The organism is Cupriavidus gilardii (assembly GCF_013347325.1).
GTDB lineage: Bacteria > Pseudomonadota > Gammaproteobacteria > Burkholderiales > Burkholderiaceae > Cupriavidus > Cupriavidus gilardii.
Window position 1 is genome coordinate 2,020,964 of the sequence record NZ_CP054626.1, and the last position, 20,967, is coordinate 2,041,930.

A 20,967-nucleotide genomic window follows, 5' to 3' on the forward strand; every position below is an offset into this window, starting at 1 on the left:
GCGCAGAGGGTGTCGACGGCGATCGGCACGGCGCTCCGGCGCGAATCCGCAGGGCAGCGGTCAGGGCGGCGGAAGGTGGAATGCGGTTGGCGCTAGGGTGAAGGGTTCTGAAAGCGAAACTTTCGGATTCTACCTCACGCCGGCCAATTTCTCAAGTTTTCAAGGACTTGCGTATGCCAGGTCCTTGCCATTTGCCCTCGGACTACCACCCTCTCTCGCATGCGGGAGAGAGGTCGGGGAAGCGGTCGGGAAGAGGTCGGGGCAGAGGGCGCAGCGTTGGCTCTGCGAGACTTTGCGGTCGCCGCGACCGCCCAGTTCCCTCTGCCCGTCCCTATGCTCGTCCCCCTCCCGCAAGCGGCAGGGAGAACACCCGCGAGCTTGTCCTTATGCCGCCGGCGGCACCACCGCCGTCACTTCGATCTCGACCCGCGCGCGCGGTTCGATCAGATCCGCGACCTCGACCGCGGTCATCGCCGGGAAATGGCGGCCGATGATCTCGCGGTAGTGCTTGCCGATCGCGGGATAGGCAGCGACGTATTCCGCCTTGTCCTTCACATACCAGGTCATCCGCGCGATATGCTCGGCGCGGGCCCCGCCCTGCTCCAGCACCGCGATCACATTGCGCAGCGCCTGGGCGGTCTGCTCCGCGAAGTCGTCGCTTTCGAACTCGCACTGGCCGTTCCAGCCGATCTGGCCGCCGACGAAGATCAGCCGGCTGCCGGCCTGGAATTCGGTCAGGATGCCGTTGGCATAGCCGCGCGGCGCGGCCCAGCCCGGGGGCTGCAGCACGGCCATCGGCTGGCCCCGCTGCGCAGCGGCGGCAGTGTTCGCGGTGGTCGAGGATTCGGCGGTGGGCGCCACGATATCGTTCATAGCTTGGACTCGTCAGGAATTCGATGAAGGAGAGGCCGAGGCGGCCGAGGCGGCCGATCGGGCAGCAGGCGCTTCGTTGCCGATCTCGTCGACAAAGCGGGCCATCGCCTCGCGCACCGGCGCAGGAAACGGTCGCGGCGCCATGCGTGCGGTATCGACGCAGACCAGGCGCTGGGTGAACTCGACACGCAGGTCCGCCCGTCCGTCGTGCTGCGCGCCGAGAAAGCGCACCCGCAGCGTGCAGCTGGAGCTGCCCAGCCGCGTCACCGCCAGCTCGCGCGTCAGCACCTCGCCCATCCGGCTCGGCGCGACAAAGCGGCATTGCAGGTCCGCGGTCGGCACGCCGGCCCGGTCGGCGCCGTGCATGCGCTCGAACGGCCAGTCGAGCGCCTCGCGAAACCAGTCCTCGACCAGATCGTTCAGCATCTCGAAATAGCGGGGAAAGAACACGATGCCGGCGGCATCGCAGTCCTTGAAGCGCACCCGCACGGTGTTGCGGAAGCTCGGTGCCGTCATGACGCCGGTGTCCCGTTCTGCTCGGCCATCTGCCGCAGCCGGAAGCGCTGCAGCTTGCCGGTTTCGGTGCGCGGCAGCGCCTCGACGAAGTGGATGCGGCGGGGATACTTGTACGGGGCGATCTGCCGCTTGACGTACTCCTGCAGCGTCACGCGCATCGCATCGTCGCCGTGAAAGCCCGGACGCAGCACCACATAGGCCGCCACCACCTGCCCGCGCCCATCGTCGGGCGCGCCGACCACGCCGCACTCGGCCACCGCTTCGTGCTGCATCAGCGCGGCCTCGACTTCGGGGCCGGCGATGTTGTAGCCGGCCGAGACGATCATGTCGTCCGAGCGGGCCTGATAGAAGTAGTAGCCGTCGGCGTCCATCACGAAGGTGTCGCCGGGCAGGTTCCAGCCGTCGCGCACATAGTTGGCCTGGCGCGGATCGTCCAGATAGCGGCAGCCGGTCGGGCCCTGCACCGCCAGCTTGCCGGGCACGCCGGGCGGCAGCGTCTGCATGTTCTCGTCGACGATGCGCGCGACATAGCCGGGCACCACCTTGCCGATCGCGCCGGGCCGCACCTCGTCGCCGGCGCTCGAGATGAAGATATGCATCATCTCGGTGCCGCCGATGCCGTCGATCATCTCGATGCCGGTCGCGGCCTTCCAGCTCTGGCGCGTGGCGTCGGGCAACGCCTCCCCGGCCGACACGCTCTTCTTCAGGCTCGACAGGTCGTAGCGCTCGGCCGCCGCGGCCATCTGGCGATAGAAGGTCGGCGCGGTGAAGACGATGGTCGCGCGCGCGTCCTGGATCAGCGCCAGCAGCGTGTCCGGCGTCAGCTTCTCGGCAAGCACGGTCGACGCGCCGATTCGCAGCGGAAAGCACAGCAGCCCGCCGAGGCCGAAGGTGAAGGCCAGCGGCGGCGTGCCGCAGAACACGTCGTCGGCCGTGGGCCGCAGCACATGCCGCGGGAACAGATCGCACATCGCCAGCACGTCGCGATGGAAATGCACGGTGCCCTTGGGCTGGCCGGTGGTGCCGCTGGTAAAGGCGATCAGGCAGATGTCGTCGCTCGCGGTATCGCAGGCGGCGAAATCGTCGGGCTTGCCCTGCAGCGCCGCCTCCAGCGAGCCCGGCCCGCTGCCGTTGAAGCACAGCACCTGCCGCATCGTCGGACAGTGGAACTCGCCGCCCTCGCGCATGTTCGCGTCCAGCTCCTCGCGCAGCCGCGCATCGCACAGCGCGGCGCCCACCTCGGCGCGATCGATCACCTGCTTCAGTTCGCGCGCGCGCAGCAGCGGCATCGTCGGCACCGCAATCAGGCCGGCCTTCAGCGTCGCCAGCAGGCTCGCGGCCATCATCAGGTTGTTGGGCCCGCGCAGCAGGATGCGGTTGCCGGGCACCAATCCCATGTCCTCGGTCAGCACGCGCGCGATGCGGTTGGTCAGCGCGGCCAGCTCGGCATAGCTGACGGTGCGAAAGCCACCGGCGCCGCCGGCATCGGGATAGCGGATCGCGATGCGTTCGCCGCGGCCCTCGCGCACATGGCGATCGACCAGTTCCACCGCGGCGTTGAGCCGCTCGGGATAGCGGGTGTCGTCGTTGAACAGGAACTGCGGCCAGGCCTCGCGCGGCGGCAGGCGGTCCTGGGCAAAGGTATCGAGATGGGCTGTGCTCGCCATGGCTGTCTCCTTGATGGGCGGCGCTCGTTCTGTGGAGCGCGCGGTCAGGACCGCGGTTGCCGCGCGGCCAGCGTTTCGCGCGCGACGATCAGCTTCTGCACTTCGGTGGCGCCCTCGTAGATGCGCAGCGAGCGGATTTCGCGGTACAGGCTCTCGACCCGGCTGCCGATGCGCACGCCGAGACCGCCGAACAGCTGCACCGCGCGATCGATCACCATCTGGGCGTTCTCGGTGGCGGTCATCTTGGCCATCGCCGCCTCGCGGGTCGTGCGGACCGGAGCGCCGCCTTGGGTGCCGCCCTGACTGCGGCCCGCGCCGGTATCGCGGAGCCACGCCGCACGCCAGGTCAGCAGCGCGGCCGCGTCGAGCGCGGTCGCCATCTCGCCGAGCGCGGCCTGCGTCAGCTGCAGGTCGGCCAGCTTGCCGCCGAACATCGGCCGCGCGGTGGCCCGCCCGATCGCTTCATCGAGCGCCGCGCGGCCGAAGCCCAGCGCGGCCGCCGCGACCGAGGCGCGGAAGATGTCCAGCGTCATCATCGCCAGCTTGAAGCCCTGCCCCGGCTCGCCCAGCCGCTGCGCGACGGGCACGCGGCAGCCGTCGAAGCGCAACGTCGCCAGCGGGTGCGGCGCCATCACGTCGATGCGCTCGGCGATCTGCAGCCCCGGCGTATCGGCATCGACGACGAAGGCCGTGATGCCGCGCGCGCCAGGCGCTTCGCCGGTGCGCGCGAACACGCAATAGAAGTCGGCAATGCCGCCGTTCGAGATCCAGGTCTTGGCGCCGTCGAGCACGTAGTGATCGCCGTCCAGCGTCGCGCTGCACTGCATCGCCGCGACATCGGAACCGGCCTCCGGCTCCGACAGCGCGAAGGCCGCGATCGCCTCGCCGCGCGCCACGCGCGGCAGATAGCGGTGGCGCAGCGTCTCGTCGCCCGCCAGCGTGATCGCGCCCGAGCCCAGTCCCTGCATCGCGAAGGCGAAGTCGGCCAATCCATCGTGGCGCGCCAGCGTCTCGCGCAGCAGGCACAGCGCGCGTGAATCGAGCTGGTCGAGCGCGCCGCCGTAGGCGCGCGGCACGCAGTAGCGCAGCCAGCCGGCCTCGCCGAGCTGGCGCACCAGCGCACGGCAGTCCGCGTCGACATCGGCGCCAGGGGCGTGCGGCTGCGCCGACAGCGAGCGCGCGCACCAGGCGTCGAGCTCACGCGCCAGCGTGCGATGCGCATCGTCAAAGAACGGCAGCGTCAGATCATCGTCCCAGGCGGGCATTTCGGTTCTCCTCGCTCAGTTTCCTTCGAACACCGGCTTTGCCTTGGCGACGAAGGCTTCGTAGGCGCGGCGGAAGTCGCCGGTCTGCATGCAGATCGCCTGGGCCTGCGCCTCGGCCTCGATGGCCTCGTCCAGCCCCATGTTCCATTCCTGGTGCAGCAGCTTCTTGGTGACGCCATGCGCGAAGGTCGGGCCCGCGGCAAGCTGCGCGGCCAGCGCGGCGGCCTCGTCGCCCAGCCGCTCGGGCGCGTGCAGCGCGTTGAAGAAGCCCCATTGCAGCCCCTCCTGCGCGCTCATCGCGCGGCCGGTATAGAGCAGCTCGCTGGCGCGGCCCTGGCCGATCATCCGGGGCAGCAGCGTGCAGGCGCCCATGTCGGCGCCGGCCAGCCCCACGCGCACGAACAGGAAGGCGGTGCGCGCCGACTCCGTCGCGAGCCGCATGTCCGAGGCCAGCGCGATCATCGCGCCCGCGCCGGCGCAGACGCCATCGACAGCCGCGATGATCGGCTGCGGACACGCGCGCATCGCCTTGACCAGGTCGCCGGTCATCCGCGTGAAGTCGAGCAGCTCCGGCATCGCCATCTTCGTCAGCGGGCCGATGATCTCGTGCACGTCGCCACCCGAGCAGAAGTTGCCGCCGGCGCCCTGCACCACCACCGCCTTGATGTCGCTGGCGTAGACCAGCGCACGGAACAGATCGCGCAGTTCGGCGTAGGCGTCGAAGGTCAGCGGATTCTTGCGCTCGGGGCGATTCAGCGTCACGGTGCCGACCTTGCCGTCCGCGGATACCGACCACAGGAAGTGGCGCGGCGCGAAGTCTGCGAAGCCGCGCTTGTGGTGGCGCATGTCCAGTGCGATCTCGTTCATCTGCGTTCTCTCGTCGATGTGTCGATGTGTCGATGTGTCGATGTAGCGTTCGTTGTCCGTGCCCGCGCAGGTCTGCTCAGCCCGCCATCACCTCGCCGCCCGCCACCGCGATCGCCTGGCCGGTGATCGCGCTGGCCGACGGCCGGCACAGCCAGGCGACCGCGTCGGCCACTTCGTCCGGATCCACCAGCCGGCGCTGCGGGTTGCGGCCGGCCAGTTCCGCCCGCGCCTGCGCTTCGGTGCGGCCCGTCTTGCCGACGATATTGGCGACCGCCTCGCGCACGATGTCGGTATCGGTATAGCCTGGGCACACCGCATTGACGGTGATGCCGCTGCGCGCCAGCTCCAGCGCCAGCGCGCGCGTCAGGCCGAGCACGCCATGCTTGGCCGCGCAGTAGGCCGTCACATAGGCATAGCCGGTCAGCGCGGCGGTGCTCGCGACATTGACCACGCGGCCCCAGCCCGCTTCGCGCATCGCCGGCAGCGCGGCCTGCGTGCACAGGAAGGTGCCGGTCAGATTCACGTCCAGCATGCGGCGCCACAGCGCCAGGTCGGTCTTCGCGAACGGCGCGCTGTGCGCCTGGCCGGCGTTGTTGACCAGCACGGCGATCGGTCCCAGCGCCTGCGCCGCGGCGTCGAACGCGCGCGCCACGCTGTCGGCGTCGCCGACATCCGCCTGCACTCGATGCAGCCGCGCACCGGGATGGTCCTGCCCGAGCCGCTCCACGGCGCGCGCCAGCGCGTCGCCGTCGCGGCCCAGCAGCGTCACGCCGGCGCCCTCGGCCAGCAGGCGGCCGGCGATGGCGGCCCCAATGCCGCGCGCCCCGCCCGTGACCAGCGCGTGGCGACCCTGCAGCGGCAACGACGAACGATCGGCGCTCATCGTGCCCCCGCCAGCGCCGCGGCGCGCTCGAGGTTGGTCTCCAGCTGCCGCTTGCCGGCCTGGTATTGCACCGGCCAGTCGACCGGCCGATAGCCCAGCTGCGCGGCCTGATGCAGCGTCCAGGCCGGATCGGCCAGATGCGGCCGCGCGATCGCGCACAGGTCGGCACGGCCCGCGGCGATGATGCTGTCGACGTGATCGGCTTCGGAAATCGCCCCGACGGCGATCGTCGGAATGCCCGCCTCGTTGCGGATGCGGTCGGCGAACGGCGTCTGGTACATGCGGCCATAGACCGGCGTTTGTTCGGGGCTGACCTGCCCCGACGAGCAGTCGATCAGGTCCGCGCCGGCCGCCTTGAAGGCGCGTGCGATCTCGACCGCGTCGTCGGGCGTGATGCCGCCCTCGACCCAGTCGTGCGCCGAAATGCGGACCGACATCGGCCGCTGCGACGGCCATACCTCGCGCACCGCGGCGAACACCTCGAGGGGATAGCGCAGCCGGTTGGCCAGCGAGCCGCCGTACTCGTCATCACGGCGGTTGGTCAGCGGCGAAATGAACGACGACAACAGGTAGCCGTGCGCGCAATGTAGCTCCAGCCAATCGAAGCCGGCCTCGGCAGCGCGCCGCGCCGCGGCGGCGAAATCGTCGCGCACGCGATCCATGTCCTCGCGCGTCATCGCGCGCGGCACCTGCGAGATGCCGGGCAGATACGGCAGCGGCGAGGCCGAGATCAGCGGCCAGTTGCCTTCGGGCAGCGGATGGTCCATCGCCTGCCAGCCCAGCTGCGTCGAGCCCTTGCGGCCGGCATGGCCGAGCTGCATGCCGATGCGCGCGCCGCTGGACAGCCCCGTGCCCGCATGGACGAAATCGACGATGCGGCGCCAGGCGTCGCGTTGCACGTCGTTCCACAAACCCGGGCATCCCGGCGTGATGCGCGCGTCCGGCGACACGCAGGTCATCTCGGCCATCACCAGGCCCGCGCCGCCCTGGGCACGCGCGCCCAGATGGACCAGATGGAAGTCGCCGGGCACGCCGTCGACGCAGCAATACATCGCCATCGGCGACACCACCACGCGGTTCTTCAGCGTCAGGCCGCGCACGCGGTAAGGCGTGAACATCGGCGGCAAGGCGCCGTCGTGCGCGCGCAGGCTTTCCTCGGGCACGCCGGCCTGGCGCGCCAGCCAGCGCTCGTAGTCCTCGACATAGGTACGATCGCGCAACCGCAGGTTCTCGTGCGAGATGCGTTGCGAGCGCGTCAGCAGCGAATAGGCGAACTGCTCGGGCGCCAGCCGCGCGTAGCGCTCGACGTTCTCGAACCATTCGGTCGAATTGCGCGCGGCGTTCTGGATCTTCAGCACCTCGACGCTGCGGGTGGCCTCGTAGCGGCGCAGCGCCTCGTCGAGCGCGTCCGCACCGGGCTGCGTCAGGCCGCGCAGATTGGTGGCCAGATCGATCGCATCCTCCAGCGCCAGCTTGGTGCCCGAACCGATCGAGAAGTGCGCGGTGTGCGCGGCATCGCCCATCAGCACCACCGGCACGCGGCGGCCGCCGGCCAGCGTGTTCCAGTGGACCCAGGTGTTGCAGATCACGCGGTTGAAGCGGATCCAGTTGGCCGAGCCGCGCAGGTGGGTGGCGTTGCTGATCAGCGGCTGGCCATCGAGGTATTTGGCGAACAGCCGCTCGCAGTAGGCGATGCCCTGCTGCTGGTCCATCTGCTCGATGCCGGCGGCACGCCAGACCGATTCCGGGGTCTCGACGATGAAGGTCGAGGTGTCGTCGTCGAAGCGGTAGGCATGCGCCTGAAACCAGCCGTGCTCGGTCTGCTCGAAGGCAAAGGTGAAGGCGTCGAAGCGCTTTTTCGTGCCAAGCCAGACGAAACGGCACTGGCGCGTATCGATGTCCGGCGCGAAGGTCTGCGCGTAGCGGGTGCGCACACGGCTGTTGACGCCGTCGGAGGCGATCACCAGGTCGGCGCCGTACTTCTCCGCCAGCGCCTGGTCGTCCTGCACGTCGGTCTCGAACACCAGTTGCACGTCCAGCGTTTCGCAACGCGCCTGCAGGATGTTCAGCAGGCGCTTGCGGCCGATGCCGATGAAGCCATGCCCGCTCGAACGCATCGTGCGGCCGCGGAAGTGAATGTCGATGTCGTCCCAGTGATTGAACGCCGCGTCGATTTCGCGCGCGCTCTCGGGGTCGGCCTCGCGCAGGTTGTCCATGGTGGCATCCGAGAACACCACGCCCCAGCCGAAGGTGTCGTACGGCCGGTTGCGCTCGACCACGACCACTTCGTGGCGGGGGTCCTGCCGCTTCATCAGCAGGCCGAAATACAGGCCGGCCGGTCCGCCGCCAATACACAGTATTCGCATCTGTCGTCTCCTCGCGGCGTGGTGGCCGCTGCCGCCGCCGCGAATGCTCCGGCGCTGTGCCGCAATCAATACAGCCCTAAATATTTTATACCTAAAATAATAGGGCGAGGCTGGCCGCTTGGCAAGCGGCCCCGCGGCGTGGCCACGGCGTGCCGCTCGCCGGCGGGCGATCAGCCCTGCAGCGCCTCCCGGAACTGCGCCAGCGCCGACGGATCCTCGATGGTCGTCAGGTCGCCAGGATCGCGCCCTTCGGCCACCGCCTGGATCGCGCGGCGCAGCAGCTTGCCCGAGCGCGTCTTCGGCAGCGCGCCGACGAACACCACGCGGGCGGGCCGCGCCACCGCGCCGAGCTGGCGGTCCACCGTCTGCATGATCTCTCCCTCCAGCGCCATCCGGTCCTGCGGCGTGGCGGCGCGTCCGGCATCGCGCAGGATGCAGACCGCCAGCGCGACCTGCCCCTTCAGCGGATCGGCGATGCCGACCACCGCGACCTCGGCCACCGCCGGATGCGAGGCGATGCTTTCCTCGATCTCGCGCGTGCCCAGCCGGTGGCCTGCCACGTTCAGCACGTCGTCGGTACGCCCGAGGATGAACAGATAGCCGTCCTCGTCGCGCACGCCCCAGTCGAAGGTCGAGTAGCGCTGCCTGTCGGGAAAGCCGGACCAGTAGGTCTTGACGAAGCGCTCGTCGTCGCCCCAGACGGTACTCATGCAGCCGGGCGGCAGCGGCCCCTCGATCGCCACCACGCCCTTCTGCCCCGGTGCACATTCGGCGCCGGTCTGCTCGTCGACGATGCGCACGTCGTAGCCGTACACGGGCAGCCCCGGCGAGCCCAGCTTGGCGGGCAGCGCCTCGATGCCGTGCTGCAGCGCGATGATCGGCCAGCCGGTCTCGGTCTGCCAGTAGTTGTCGACCACCGGCTTGTTGATCGCGGACTGGATCCAGCTCGCGGTCGGCTCGTCCAGCGGCTCGCCGGCCAGGAACAGCATGCGCAGGCTCGACAGGTCGTAGCGGGTCAGCCAGGACGGGTCCTGCTTCTTCAGCACGCGGATCGCGGTCGGCGCGCTGAACATCACGTTAACGCGGTACTGCTCGACCAGCTGCCACAGGATGCCGGCATCGGGCCGCACCGGCGTGCCCTCGTACAGCAGCGTCGTCATGCCGGCCAGCAGCGGGCCGTAGACGATATAGCTGTGGCCGACCACCCAGCCGATGTCCGAGGTGCAGAACATCGTGTCGCCGGGCTTGCCGCAGAAGATGGTCTCCATCGACGTGGCCAGCGCGACCGCGTAGCCGCCGGTGTCGCGCTGCACGCCCTTGGGCTTGCCGGTGGTGCCCGACGTGTAGAGGATGTAGGACGGCGCGCTCGATTCGAGCCATTCGCATGGCACCTGCGTCGCGCCGACACGCTCGCGCCAGGCCAGGTAGTCCTCGTCGCGGCCCGGCGTCCGTTCCATCGGCGCGAGGCCGCGGTCGACCAGCAGCACCTTGTCGGGCGGGTTCTGCGCCAGCCGCAGCGCCTCGTCGAGCAGCGGCTTGTAGGGCACGACCTTGCCCCCGCGCGAGCCGGCATCGGCGCTGACGACCACGCGCGGCCTGGCGTCGTCGATACGGGCCGCCAGGCTGACCGAGGCGAAGCCGCCGAACACCACCGAATGCACCGCGCCGATGCGCGTGCAGGCCAGCATCGCGAACACCGCCTCGGGGATCATCGGCATGTAGATCAGCACGCGGTCGCCCTGGCGCACGCCCAGCGCCAGCAGCACGGCGGCCATCCGGTTGACCTCGGCATGCAGCTCGCGATAGCTGTAGCTGCGGCGCTGGTCGGTTTCGGTGGAGACATGGACCAGGGCCGGCTGCTCGGCCCGCTTGGCCAGGTGCCGGTCGACCGCGTTATGGCAGAGATTGGTGCGGCCGCCGACGAACCAGCGCGCGAACGGCGGCCGGCTGTAGTCGAGGACCTGTTCGCAGGGGGTCTGCCAGTCGATGCGGCGGGCCTGCTCGGCCCAGAAGGCGTCGGGATCGACGAGGGAACGCGCGTGCAGGGCGCGGGTGGTGGCCATTGCTGTCTCCTCCGCTGGGGCGGCGGTTATCGTTGGACCATCAGTTTGCCACCACCGGCACCGGCTTCGCCATCCGCAATGTCCACACGGTCACCCGGCCCGGCTGGCCGGACCGGTCGCGCCAATCAGAAAGGGCACGCCCCTCGGCATGCCCTTTCACGTGTCTGCTGCGGTATCCGCTGCGGTGTCGGCCCTTAGCGCGCCTTGCCCTTGGCCTTCGCCTTCGGCGCCGCGCTGGCCTTGGCGCTCGCACGGCCTGAGGACGCCTTGGCGCCGGTTTTGGCCATGGCCTTGACCGTGCTTCTCGACGAGGCCCGCACGGCCTTGCCGTGCGGTTCGACCACCACGCGCTGGCGCGCGCTGACGGCACGGCCGCCCTTGCCCGATACGCGGATCACCCGCACCTCGTCGTCGCGCTCGACGATCGCCCGTGCGCGCTTGACCGGCACGTTCAGCACCAGGCTCTGGCCTGCCACCAGCTTGGAGCCCGACAGCTTGTTCCACGCCCGGACCTGGCTGACCGACACGCCATAGCGGCGCGCCACCGAGGCCACCGTGTCGCGCTTGCCCGCGCGCACCACCAGCCGGCGCGCTTCGGGCAGGTCCGGCTCCATCGCCAGAATCGCGTTTTCCGCCAGCTTGGCGCTGATGTCCTCGGTGTGGCGGCCCGAACGCGGGATCATCACGGTCGAGCCCGGCTTGAGCCGCATGCCCTTCGGAATTCGATTGATCTCGCGCAGCGTGTCCGGATCGACGTTCAGCCGCGCCGCCAGCGATTCGACGCGCTCGCGCCCGTCCACCGTCACCGCGGTCCAGCTCGACAGGCCGCCGCGATAGGTGTTCAGGTTGTACTGGAAGCGCTCGGCATTCTCGAACGGCAGCAGGATCTGCGGGTTCGACGCACCGAGGATGACCGGCTTGTTGAACGACGGGTTGAGCGCGCGGAATTCCTCCAGCGGCATGTTGGCCAGCTTGGCCGCCAGCGTCACGTCGATGTCGCGCGAGGTCGTCACCGTGACGAAATACGGATGATCCGGGATTGGCGGCAGCGTGACGCCATAGGAGGCCGGATTGCTGACGATGTTCTTGACCGCCTGCAGCTTCGGCACGTAGTAGCGCGTCTCGTTGGGCATCGTCAGGCTGGCGTAGTCGGTCGGCAGCCCGCGCGCCTCGTTGCGCGCGATCGCGCGCGACACCGCGCCCTCGCCCCAGTTGTACGCCGCCAGCGCCAGATGCCAGTCGCCGAACATGTCATGCAGCCGGCTCAGGTAATCCAGCGCCGCTTCGGTCGAGGCCAGCACATCGCGGCGCTCGTCGCGGAACATGTTCTGCTTCAGGTTGTAGTGCTTGCCGGTGCTCGGAATGAACTGCCACATGCCGGCGGCCTTGGCGCTCGACACCGCCTCCGGATTGAACGCGCTCTCGACGAAGGGCAGCAGCGCGAGCTCGGTCGGCATGTTGCGCCGTTCCAGCTCGGCGACGATGTGGTACAGGTACTTGCTGGACCGCGCGATCATCCGCTCCATATAGTCGGGCCGCGCCGCATACCACTGCGTGCGGTCCTCGACCAGCGTGCCTTCCAGGTCCGGCATCGAGAAGCCGCGACGGATGCGCACCCAGATGTCCTGCGACTGGCCCAGGGTCCAGTCGATCCTGTCTTCGTCGACATTGATCGGCGCGGTCTCGCGCGCGATGGTCGGCGGCAGGTGGATCGAGTTGAGCGGATCGGTGGGGGGAAGGCCGGATTTGGGCTTGGTGGCGGAGGCCAGGGCGGTCGGCGAGCCGGCCGTGCCGGCTTCGTCAGGCGGGACGGGCGTGCTGGCACAAGCCGCCAGCAGCGCCGCACAGGCTACGGCCGCCAGGTATCGACCAATTCTCATCAAGTTCTCGGATCGTGACGCTAAAAATTGGCTGATGCTAAAGACAAAGCGGCTCGTGCGTCAATCGGATTTTCCGCATTCCGCGGCCGTGGACGGCCGCGAGGAAGATCTGGCGGAGAGTCAAGGCGAAGGTGCGTCAGCGAAAGCCGTCCTTCCAGGCGCGCAGCGCGCCGAACGCCGCGGCATCGTCGCCCGCCTGCGCGCCCTGCACCCCCTGCGCGGCGAGCGCCCGGCGCACGGACGGCTCGCGCGAGCGCAGGAAGGGGTTGACCGCCCGCTCATGGCCGACGGTGGTCGGCACGGTGGGCTCGCCGGCGGCACGCAGCGCCTCGACACGCTCGTCCCAGGCGGCCAGCGCGGCGTTGTCCGGCTCGACCGCGCGGGCGAAGCGCACATTGCTGCGCGTATACTCGTGGGCACAATAGACGCGGGTCGCGTCGGGCAGTGCGGCCAGCTTGTCGAGCGAAGCCAGCATCTGCGCCGGCGTGCCCTCGAACAACCGCCCGCAGCCGCTGGCGAACATCGTGTCGCCGCAGAACACCACGGGTCCGATGCCGGGCAGCTCGCCGGTGTAGGCGATGTGTCCGGCGGTGTGGCCGGGCACATCGAGCACCCGCAGCCGCAGCGCCGGCGCCTTCAGTTCGACCTCGTCGCCCTCGCGCACCGCGCGGGTACGATGGCCGATGCGCTCGGCGGCCGGCCCGATCACGGGCATCGGCTCGCCGTCGGGTCCCGCCGGATAGGCGGCCAGCAGATCGGCCACGCCGCCCTGGTGATCGCCATGGTGGTGGGTGATTACAATGGCGCCCAGGACCAGCCCCGTCCGCGCCAGATAGGCGAGCACCGGCGCGGCGTCGCCCGGATCGACCACGGCGGCGGCATGACCGTCGTCGATCGCCCAGATATAGTTATCCTGGAAAGCGGGGATCGGCTCCACCCTCAACATGCGTGCTCCTATGTCCAAGCGTCCGATTATAGATTGGGAAAACTGGCTGGCCTCCCCGCCCGGCCAGTACATGCTGCGCTGGGAGGAAGGCCAGTACGACCGCACCGTGGCCGACATCTTCGGCTACCACGCGGTCCAGCTCGGCATGCCGGTGCTGGACACGCTGCGCGAGAACCGCATGCCGTTCGGCGCGCTGGCGCTGGACGCCCGCAGCGGCCCGCACGGTCCGCGCGCCGCGGAAACCGGCATCGCCCCTGGCCCGCAGCTGCTGTGCCGCTTCGACGAACTGCCCTTCGATACGCAGAGCCTGGACCTGGTCACGCTGCCGCATGTCCTCGAATTCTCCGAGGATCCGCACGAGGTGCTGCGCGAGGTCTCCCGCGTGCTGATGCCCGAGGGGCGCGTGGTGGTGTCGTGCTTCAATCCGATGAGCCTGTGGGGCGCGCGCCAGGGCCTGAACCGGCTCGGCGCCGATCCCTTCCTGCCGACCGACGCCCAGTCGATCGGGTTCGTCCGCATCAAGGACTGGCTCAAGCTGCTCGGCTTCGATATCATCCGCGGCCGCTTCGGCTGTTATTGCCCGCCCTACCGCACCGACCGCTGGCTGCAGCGGGCCGCCTTCATGGAGAAGGCCGGCGATCGCTGGTGGCCAATCTTCGGCGCGGTCTATATGCTGTCGGCGGTCAAGCGCGTGCGCAACATCCGCCTGGTCGGGCCGGCCTGGAAGACGCCCAAGGCCGCGCTGGCCCCGGTGGCGGCGCCGGTCGCCACGCCGAACGGCACGCACGGCAAGTCCCCCGACGAAGAGAAGTGAGGGGCCCGCGCCCCGCCGGATCACCCCATTTCCGGGCGCTGCGTGCTCGGACCGATTTCCAACCCCGTTCGCCCCGGCGGACACCCGGCGCCGGCGGCCTCCCGCCGCACCGGTTCCCACCGTTCATCGATGCAAGAAGTCACGATCTATTCCGATGGCGCCTGCAAAGGCAATCCCGGCCCCGGCGGCTGGGGTGCCGTGCTGGTCGCCAATGGCCACGTCAAGGAGCTGTTCGGCGGCGAGGCCAATACCACCAACAACCGGATGGAGCTGACCGCCGTCATCGAGGCGCTGCGCGCGCTGAAGCGGCCGTGCAAGGTGCAGGTCTGGACCGACTCCCAGTACGTGCAGAAAGGCATCTCCGAGTGGATCCGCGGCTGGAAGGCGCGCGGCTGGAAGACCGCGGAGAAGAAGCCCGTCAAGAACGCCGACCTGTGGCAGGCGCTCGACGCCGCCGCGGCCGAGCACGACATCTCGTGGCACTGGGTGCGCGGCCACAACGGCCACCCGGGCAACGAACGGGCCGATGCGCTGGCCAATCGCGGTGTCGCCTCGCTCACCGGCGCCCAGGTTGAGTAGAATGCCCGCCATGCGACAAATCGTACTGGACACCGAAACCACGGGCCTGAACGCCGCCACCGGCGACCGGCTGATCGAAATCGGCTGCGTCGAACTGGTCAACCGGCGGCTGACCGGACGCAACCTGCATTTCTATATCAACCCGGAGCGCGACATCGACGCCGGCGCGATCGCGGTGCACGGGCTGACGGTCGAATTCCTGGCGGACAAGCCCAAGTTCGCCGAGGTGGTCCACGAGATCCGCGATTTCGTGCAGGACGCCGAGCTGATCATCCACAACGCCGCGTTCGACCTGGGCTTCCTCGACATGGAATTCCAGTTGCTGGGCCTGCCGCCCTTCCGCAAGCATGTCGCGAGCGTGATCGATACGCTGCTCGAAGCGCGCCAGATGTTCCCCGGCAAGCGCAACTCGCTCGATGCGCTGTGCGAACGGCTGGGCGTCAGCAACGCGCACCGGACGCTGCACGGCGCACTGCTGGACGCGGAGCTGCTGGCCGAGGTCTATCTGGCGATGACGCGCGGCCAGAACTCGCTGGTGATCGACATGATGGACGCCAGCGCGGGCGCCGGTCCGGCCGCCGTGGCCGCGACGGACTTGTCGGCGCTGCGCCTGCCGGTGCTGGAGCCGACCGAGGACGAGCTGGCGGCGCACGCCGCGGTGCTGAAGGAGCTCGACAAGGCCAGCGGCGGCAAGACGGTATGGCAGGAGGCAGCCCCGCTCGAAGAGGCCGCCTGAGGCCAGGCCGCCTCGCTGCGGCAAGCACTGGGTGAAAAATTTCGCCGAAGGGCTTTACAAGATACAACGGCACTGACATAATCTCGCTTTCTCTGCTGCACGGCAGTTTCAAGCGCAGCAGCAGGGGTGGTTAGCTCAGCGGTAGAGCACTGCCTTCACACGGCAGGGGTCACAGGTTCAATCCCTGTACCACCCACCAGATTCGCGGGACACCGCATGAAAAAGGCCCTCAGACGAACGTCGAGGGCCTTTTTCTTTTCGTCTTGAATTGACCTTCATTTTGCCCTGACCCGCCTCAAGGCACCCATCCCGGCAATTCTGCCGCCTGCCGTATCCAGTCCCCCACCCGCTTCTCGTCGATCTCGTCGGTTTGGTAAATGTCGAGATACCGCGTATTCGGGTCCTTCGATTCCCCGGGCGGCAGCGGGCGCAGCGACGATCCTTTGAAAAACGCCACCTTCACGTACCGCGTGAAGCAATGGAAGCTGAGAAACCAGCCCTGCCCCTCCACGCCATAGAACGGCGAATTCCATTTCACTGCCTTGCGCACGTCCGGCACGGTGCGCACGATCAGCGCGTCGAGCTTTTCGCCGACCTCACGCTTCCAGTCCGGCATGGCCGCGATGTAGGCCTGCACCGGGGCATCGCCGTCGCCCTTCGGGATCTGCGGATTGCCGCCCGACAGCAGGACCGGCTTGCCGTCGGCGGGCGGTTTATGGGCCGATTTATTGGCCGATTTCCGGGCCGATTTCCGGGCCGATTCTTCGGCCGGTTTTGCCGCCGATTTTCTTGCCGGCTTCGCCGCGGCTTTCACCGGTTTCGCAGGCGTGTTGTTTGTTGCCATCGTATTCACCCCCAACGTCACAAGTTGTGCCTGTCGAGGGCGGACCTCGAGGGTCCGCCACGGAACCGGACCGATGCTATGTCGAACGCCGGCCGTCAACAACCCGCCCGGGCCGTCTGACGATTCGCGGGAAAGTGCAACACCCCACCAATCGGGAATAGCAGGCGCCGCGGCCAGCCTCTAGGATTGCCGCGCCCCGGTGCTATGCCAGGGCGCCATCCCGATAGAACAACAAAGACAACCCTTCGAGAAATCCATGAACAAAACCCTGCTGATTGCTTCCATGGCACTGGCGCTCGCCGCCTGCGGCGGTGGCGGCGGCGACGACGACGGTCCCGCGCCGCAACCGGCCACCTCCGCTGCCGAAGGCCTGTACACGGGCAAGACCTCGGCAAATCAGGACATCGCCGGCCTGGTGCTCGACGACGGCACCTACTACGTGATCTACACCTCGTTGGCCCCCATCTCGCTGGGCGTGATCCAGGGCAAGCTCAATGCCACCAATGGCACCTTCTCGTCGAACGACGGCAAGGACTTCAGCGTGACGTCGCGCGGCATCTTCGATGTGGCCATCAACGGGACCTACGCGACCAAAGGCAATCTGAACGGCACGGTGCGCTATCCGGCAACGGGCCAGACGGCAACCTTCACCAGCACCTACGACAAGAACTACGAGCTGGCGCCGTCGCTCACCACGCTGGCCGGCACCTACAGCGGCACCTCGGTCATTCCCGAGGGCGGCGAATCGGCGACGATCACCGTCTCCACTTCGGGCGCGATCAGCGGCGCAGGCGCTTCCGGCTGCCGAATCGACGGCACGGCGAAGCCCCGCGCGCGCGGCAACGCCTACGACATCACCGTGACCTTCGGCCCGTCGCCCTGCGCGCGCGCGGGACAGAAGATGAGCGGGGTCGCGTATTACAGCGCGGAAGATCGCAGCCTGATCGCCGCCGGCACGACCGCGGACCGGTCGGCGGGCGTGTTGTTTGTGGGCACGCGCTAAGGTGTAACGGCGCCACGTCGCCAGCGTCTTGGCGGCATGGCGCACCACAGCAGATTGTCGTATCGGTGATACGACAATTGATTTGGACGCGCTTCCTTGCTGTGATTCCTCGCGAGGACTTCATCAGCACGGAGACTACGCGCAGGTGAGGACGCGTGGACCGACGCCACCGTCCTCTTGCGGGACACTTGTTTGGAACTACGCCCCCGCAGCGGCCGGCGCGCCCAACCCGACCTTCCCCGTCACCTGATCAATCGCCCCGATCACCTCCGGCACATCCGGCACCACGCCTTCATTGCCGATCGACACCGCGCGGCCGGGCTCGGAGATACCGAAGTGCTCGCGCGAGGTCGCGGTGAACAGCATCACCGACGGCTTGCCCAGTGCGTGGGCGAGGTGGACGAAGCCGGTGTCGGTGCCGATCACCAGGTCCGCGGCGGCGACGCGCTGGGCGCATTCGGTGATCGTCATCTTGGGCAGCACCTCGGCGTCGGGAATGCCGCGGGCCAGCACTTCGGATTGCTCCTTTTCCGCGGGCGAGCCCCAGGGCAGCTGCACGCGATAGCCGCGGGCGTTCAGCTCGCGGCCGACCGCGATCCAGCGCTCCGGCGGCCATTTCTTGATCTCGAGCGAGGTCGCGTGGAACAGCATCGCGCGCGGTACGCCATCGGTATTGAGCGGCGCGGCCGGGGCCGGGATGCGCAGCTCGTAGTGCTCTTTCGGGTCGAGTTCGTAGCCGAGGGCCTTGGCGGCGACCAGGCGCATCTTGTGGCGGGCGGTGGCGTCGCCATGCGGCGCGAAGATGTCGGTGTAGAACATCTCGGCGCGCGCTTCGCCCAGATGCCTGGCGGCGTAGCCGAAGCGGCGGCGGGTGCGGGCCAGCCAGCCGACGATGGCGCTCTTGTAGACGCCGTGCACGTCCAGCACCACGTCGTACTTCTCACGGCGCAGTTCGCGCACCGCGGCGAGGATCGCGCGCAGGTCCGTCCATTGCTTCGACTTCTTGTAGCCGCGCAGCGGGGGCGCGATCACGCGGTCGACGCCGACCGTCCAGCGCGGGATATCGGCGCACGAGGCATCGGCGACCCAGTCGATCTTGGCCTCGGGATAGGCGTGCCGCAGATCCCAGATCAGCGGCAGCGTGTGCGCCATATCGCCTAGGGACGTGATCTTGATAACCAGGATGCGCTTCATGGGTGCAGGAGCGGGCCTTCGCCGCGGGGCTGGGTTTTTGCGAAGGCCGTAGTATGCACCAGAGGATGCGTGCTGGACGTTTCCGGAGGTAACGGGGAGTTTGCGGACGGGTTGGCGGCGGTTGCCCTCTCCCCTGGCCCCTCTCCCGCGAGCGGGAGAGGGGCGGACTTCAGTGGCCCAATCGAAGGCGTTCAGCAGATCAGACCAATCAGTCGACTACCAGGCCATCACCGCACCTTGCCTTCCTTCCACGCCTGCAGCAGCTTCTCATAGGCGATGGTCTCGCCCTTCGGCTTCTCGTTGGCCAGCTTCTTCCACGGCGCGTGCTCGTCGGACAGCCACTTGGCCGCATCGCCCTTCGGGTTCAGCTTCGGCGCGCAGGTCGCCATGCCGGCGCGCTGCAGCCGCGCCATCACCTGGTCCATCTCCTCGGCCAGGCTGTCCATCGCCGCCTGCGGGGTCTTCTCGCCGGTCACGGCCGTGGCAACGTTCTTCCACCACAGCTGCGCGAGCTTCGGATAGTCGGGGACGTTGGTGCCGGTCGGCGTCCATGCCACGCGGGCCGGGCTGCGATAGAACTCGATCAGCCCGCCGTACTTGGCCGCGTTCTTGGTCAGGTACTCGTGGTTGATGTCGCTGTCGCGAATGAACGTCAGCCCGGTCAGCGACTTCTTCAGCGACACGGTCTTCGACGTGACGAACTGCGCGTACAGCCACGCGCCCGCCAGGCGGTTCGGATCGGTCTTCTTGAAGAACGTCCATGAGCCCACGTCCTGGTAGCCGTTCTGCATCCCCTGCTTCCAGTACGGGCCATACGGCGACGGCGCCATGCGCCACTTCGGCGAGCCGTCCGCGTTGACCACCGGCAGCCCCTTCTTGGTCATGTCGGCGGTGAACGCGGTGTACCAGAAGATCTGCTGCGCGACCTGCCCTTGCGCCGGTACCGGGCCGGCCTCGGAGAAGGTCATGCCCATCGCCTGCGGCGGCGCGTACTTCTTCATCCAGTCGACGTACTTGGTCAGCGCGTAGACCGCGGCAGGGCTGTTGGTGGCGCCGCCGCGCGCAACCGACGCGCCGACCGGCGTGCACTTGTCCGCGGCCACGCGGATGCCCCACTCGTCGACCGGCATGCCGTTGGGCAGCCCCTTGTCGGCGGTTCCGGCCATCGACAGCCAGGCATCGGTGAAGCGCCAGCCGAGCGACGGGTCCTTCTTGCCATAGTCCATATGGCCGTAGACCTTCTTGCCGTCGATTTCCTTGACGTCGTTGGTGAAGAAGTTGGCGATGTCCTCGTAGGCGGACCAGTTGGTCGGCACGCCGAGGTCGTAGCCGTACTTGGCCTTGAATTTTTCCTGCAGGTCCTTGCGCGCGAACCAGTCGGCGCGGAACCAGTACAGGTTGGCGAACTGCTGGTCCGGCAGCTGATACAGCTTGCCGTCCGGCGCGGTGGTGAACTTGGTGCCGATGAAGTCCTTGATGTCGAGATCGGGATTGGTAAATTCCTTGCCGGCGCCGTTCATGTAGTCGGTCAGCGGCAGGATCGCGCCATAGCGATAGTGCGTGCCGATCAGGTCCGAATCGGAGATCCAGCCGTCGTAGATCGACTTGCCCGACTGCATCGACGTCTGCAGCTTCTCGACCACGTCGCCTTCCTGGATCAGGTCGTGATTGACCTTGATGCCGGTGATCTCTTCGAACGCGCGCGCCAGCGTCTTGGCCTCGTACTCGTGCGTGGTAATCGTCTCCGACACCACGTTGACCTGGGTCACGCCCTTGGCCTTGAGCTTGGCGGCCGCGTCGATGAACCACTTCATTTCGGCCAGCTGCTTGTCCTTCGATAGCGAGGACGGCTGGAACTCGCTGTCGATCCACTTCTTCGCCTCGGCTTCTCCCGCCCAGGCCGCATGGCCGCAGGCGAGCGCGGCGGCCACCGCCACCAGCTTCACCGCAAGCCTTGCCTGTCCCTTCAGCGCTGTCATCGATGTCTCCTGGAATAGTCCTTCCCGATAGCGTTGCGGGTCGCGGCCGGGGAAGGATTGAGCCGCGCTACCTGCGAATACCGACCAGATGCATCTCTGAACCACAGCGAACAACCCCGGGGATCGCCCTTGAACTCACCCGGAAAATCACCCGGAAAATCACCCGGACATCACCCCTTGCGCATCACCAGCGCCAGCACCGCCATCGACACGACGAAGCTGATCCACACCGACGGCTCTTCCGGCAGCGAGAACCAGTTCATCATCGCCTCGCCCAGTCCGACCCACGCCAGGTTGATCCATGCCGCGCACATCAGGCCGATGAACAGCCGGTCGCCGCGCGTGGTGGCGATCGGCAGCCAGCCCTTGCGCAGGCGCGTCGGCGAGCGCAGCTCCCAGATCGTCATGCCGATCAGCATCAGCACCACGCAGACGAAGAACACCGCGACCGGCGTGGTCCACACCATCCAGCCGAACATGGCCGTCGTTTCC

General features: G+C 68.3%; 18 protein-coding genes and 1 tRNA gene. 5 read left to right on the top strand and 14 right to left on the bottom strand.

Features of this window, described 5'->3' with window-relative positions; genetic code table 11:
- Window positions 1-384: 384 nt before the first annotated feature.
- The 10 genes from FOB47_RS19335 to gloB all read right to left on the bottom strand — a co-directional run bounded on the left by FOB47_RS19335 (window position 385) and on the right by gloB (window position 13,326).
- A complete protein-coding gene (locus FOB47_RS19335; RefSeq protein ID WP_151022874.1) occupies window positions 385-795 on the bottom strand; it encodes a RidA family protein in 411 nt (136 codons plus the stop codon).
- Window positions 796-885: 90 nt separating this feature from the next.
- The gene (locus FOB47_RS19340; protein WP_174781857.1) at window positions 886-1,389 is read right to left on the bottom strand and encodes an acyl-CoA thioesterase; all 504 of its coding nucleotides are present in this window, start codon (window positions 1,387-1,389) and stop codon (window positions 886-888) included.
- A complete protein-coding gene (locus FOB47_RS19345) occupies window positions 1,386-3,056 on the bottom strand; it encodes an AMP-binding protein (RefSeq protein WP_174781858.1) in 1,671 nt (556 codons plus the stop codon). Before FOB47_RS19345 ends, FOB47_RS19340 begins: the two co-directional genes overlap by 4 nt.
- 44 nt (window positions 3,057-3,100) lie before the next feature.
- A complete protein-coding gene (locus FOB47_RS19350) occupies window positions 3,101-4,321 on the bottom strand; it encodes an acyl-CoA dehydrogenase family protein (RefSeq protein ID WP_174781859.1) in 1,221 nt (406 codons plus the stop codon).
- Between the two features lie 15 nt (window positions 4,322-4,336).
- Window positions 4,337-5,188, bottom strand: coding sequence for an enoyl-CoA hydratase family protein (locus tag FOB47_RS19355; protein WP_053822105.1), 852 nt, complete (start codon window positions 5,186-5,188; stop codon window positions 4,337-4,339).
- 76 nt (window positions 5,189-5,264) lie between these two features.
- Window positions 5,265-6,071, bottom strand: a complete 807-nt coding sequence (locus FOB47_RS19360) for an SDR family NAD(P)-dependent oxidoreductase (RefSeq protein ID WP_151022853.1) — start codon at window positions 6,069-6,071, stop codon at window positions 5,265-5,267.
- On the bottom strand, window positions 6,068-8,437 hold the full coding sequence (locus FOB47_RS19365) for a bifunctional salicylyl-CoA 5-hydroxylase/oxidoreductase (RefSeq protein WP_174781860.1): 2,370 nt from the start codon (window positions 8,435-8,437) through the stop codon (window positions 6,068-6,070). The genes FOB47_RS19360 and FOB47_RS19365 overlap by 4 nt, the downstream gene beginning before the upstream one ends.
- A 170-nt stretch (window positions 8,438-8,607) precedes the next feature.
- Window positions 8,608-10,500 (bottom strand): propionate--CoA ligase, encoded by a 1,893-nt coding sequence (locus FOB47_RS19370; protein WP_174781861.1) that lies wholly within the window; start codon window positions 10,498-10,500, stop codon window positions 8,608-8,610.
- A 194-nt stretch (window positions 10,501-10,694) separates the two neighbouring features.
- A complete protein-coding gene (locus FOB47_RS19375; RefSeq protein WP_174781862.1) occupies window positions 10,695-12,380 on the bottom strand; it encodes a transglycosylase SLT domain-containing protein in 1,686 nt (561 codons plus the stop codon).
- 136 nt (window positions 12,381-12,516) lie between these two features.
- Window positions 12,517-13,326: a hydroxyacylglutathione hydrolase gene (gene gloB, locus FOB47_RS19380; protein WP_151022857.1), complete on the bottom strand. Its 810-nt coding sequence runs from the start codon at window positions 13,324-13,326 to the stop codon at window positions 12,517-12,519.
- A gap of 10 nt (window positions 13,327-13,336) precedes the next feature.
- Between gloB and FOB47_RS19385 the strand changes: the two genes are divergently transcribed.
- The 4 genes from FOB47_RS19385 (at window position 13,337) to FOB47_RS19400 (ending at window position 15,654) form a co-directional block, all read left to right on the top strand.
- Entirely contained in the window at window positions 13,337-14,140 is an 804-nt protein-coding gene (locus FOB47_RS19385; RefSeq protein ID WP_053822108.1) for a class I SAM-dependent methyltransferase, read from the top strand.
- A 129-nt stretch (window positions 14,141-14,269) separates the two neighbouring features.
- A complete protein-coding gene (gene rnhA / locus FOB47_RS19390) occupies window positions 14,270-14,719 on the top strand; it encodes a ribonuclease HI (protein WP_053822109.1) in 450 nt (149 codons plus the stop codon).
- A 10-nt stretch (window positions 14,720-14,729) separates the two neighbouring features.
- Window positions 14,730-15,455, top strand: coding sequence for a DNA polymerase III subunit epsilon (dnaQ, locus tag FOB47_RS19395; protein ID WP_053823139.1), 726 nt, complete (start codon window positions 14,730-14,732; stop codon window positions 15,453-15,455).
- Window positions 15,456-15,579: 124 nt separating this feature from the next.
- Window positions 15,580-15,654: transfer RNA gene (locus FOB47_RS19400), tRNA-Val, on the top strand.
- 96 nt (window positions 15,655-15,750) lie between these two features.
- Here the strand turns inward: FOB47_RS19400 and FOB47_RS26210 are convergent.
- Window positions 15,751-16,299: a DUF1801 domain-containing protein gene (locus FOB47_RS26210; RefSeq protein ID WP_174781863.1), complete on the bottom strand. Its 549-nt coding sequence runs from the start codon at window positions 16,297-16,299 to the stop codon at window positions 15,751-15,753.
- Between the two features lie 256 nt (window positions 16,300-16,555).
- Between FOB47_RS26210 and FOB47_RS19410 the strand changes: the two genes are divergently transcribed.
- Window positions 16,556-17,302: a hypothetical protein gene (locus FOB47_RS19410; protein WP_053822111.1), complete on the top strand. Its 747-nt coding sequence runs from the start codon at window positions 16,556-16,558 to the stop codon at window positions 17,300-17,302.
- A 198-nt stretch (window positions 17,303-17,500) separates the two neighbouring features.
- Here the strand turns inward: FOB47_RS19410 and waaC are convergent, their stop codons facing one another.
- The 3 genes from waaC to FOB47_RS19425 all read right to left on the bottom strand — a co-directional run bounded on the left by waaC (window position 17,501) and on the right by FOB47_RS19425 (window position 20,954).
- Window positions 17,501-18,496, bottom strand: a complete 996-nt coding sequence (gene waaC / locus FOB47_RS19415; protein WP_151022859.1) for a lipopolysaccharide heptosyltransferase I — start codon at window positions 18,494-18,496, stop codon at window positions 17,501-17,503.
- Window positions 18,497-18,723: 227 nt separating this feature from the next.
- On the bottom strand, window positions 18,724-20,475 hold the full coding sequence (locus tag FOB47_RS19420; RefSeq protein WP_244959338.1) for an ABC transporter substrate-binding protein: 1,752 nt from the start codon (window positions 20,473-20,475) through the stop codon (window positions 18,724-18,726).
- Between the two features lie 170 nt (window positions 20,476-20,645).
- Window positions 20,646-20,954, bottom strand: coding sequence for a DUF2160 domain-containing protein (locus FOB47_RS19425; protein WP_006576489.1), 309 nt, complete (start codon window positions 20,952-20,954; stop codon window positions 20,646-20,648).
- Window positions 20,955-20,967: the final 13 nt, after the last annotated feature.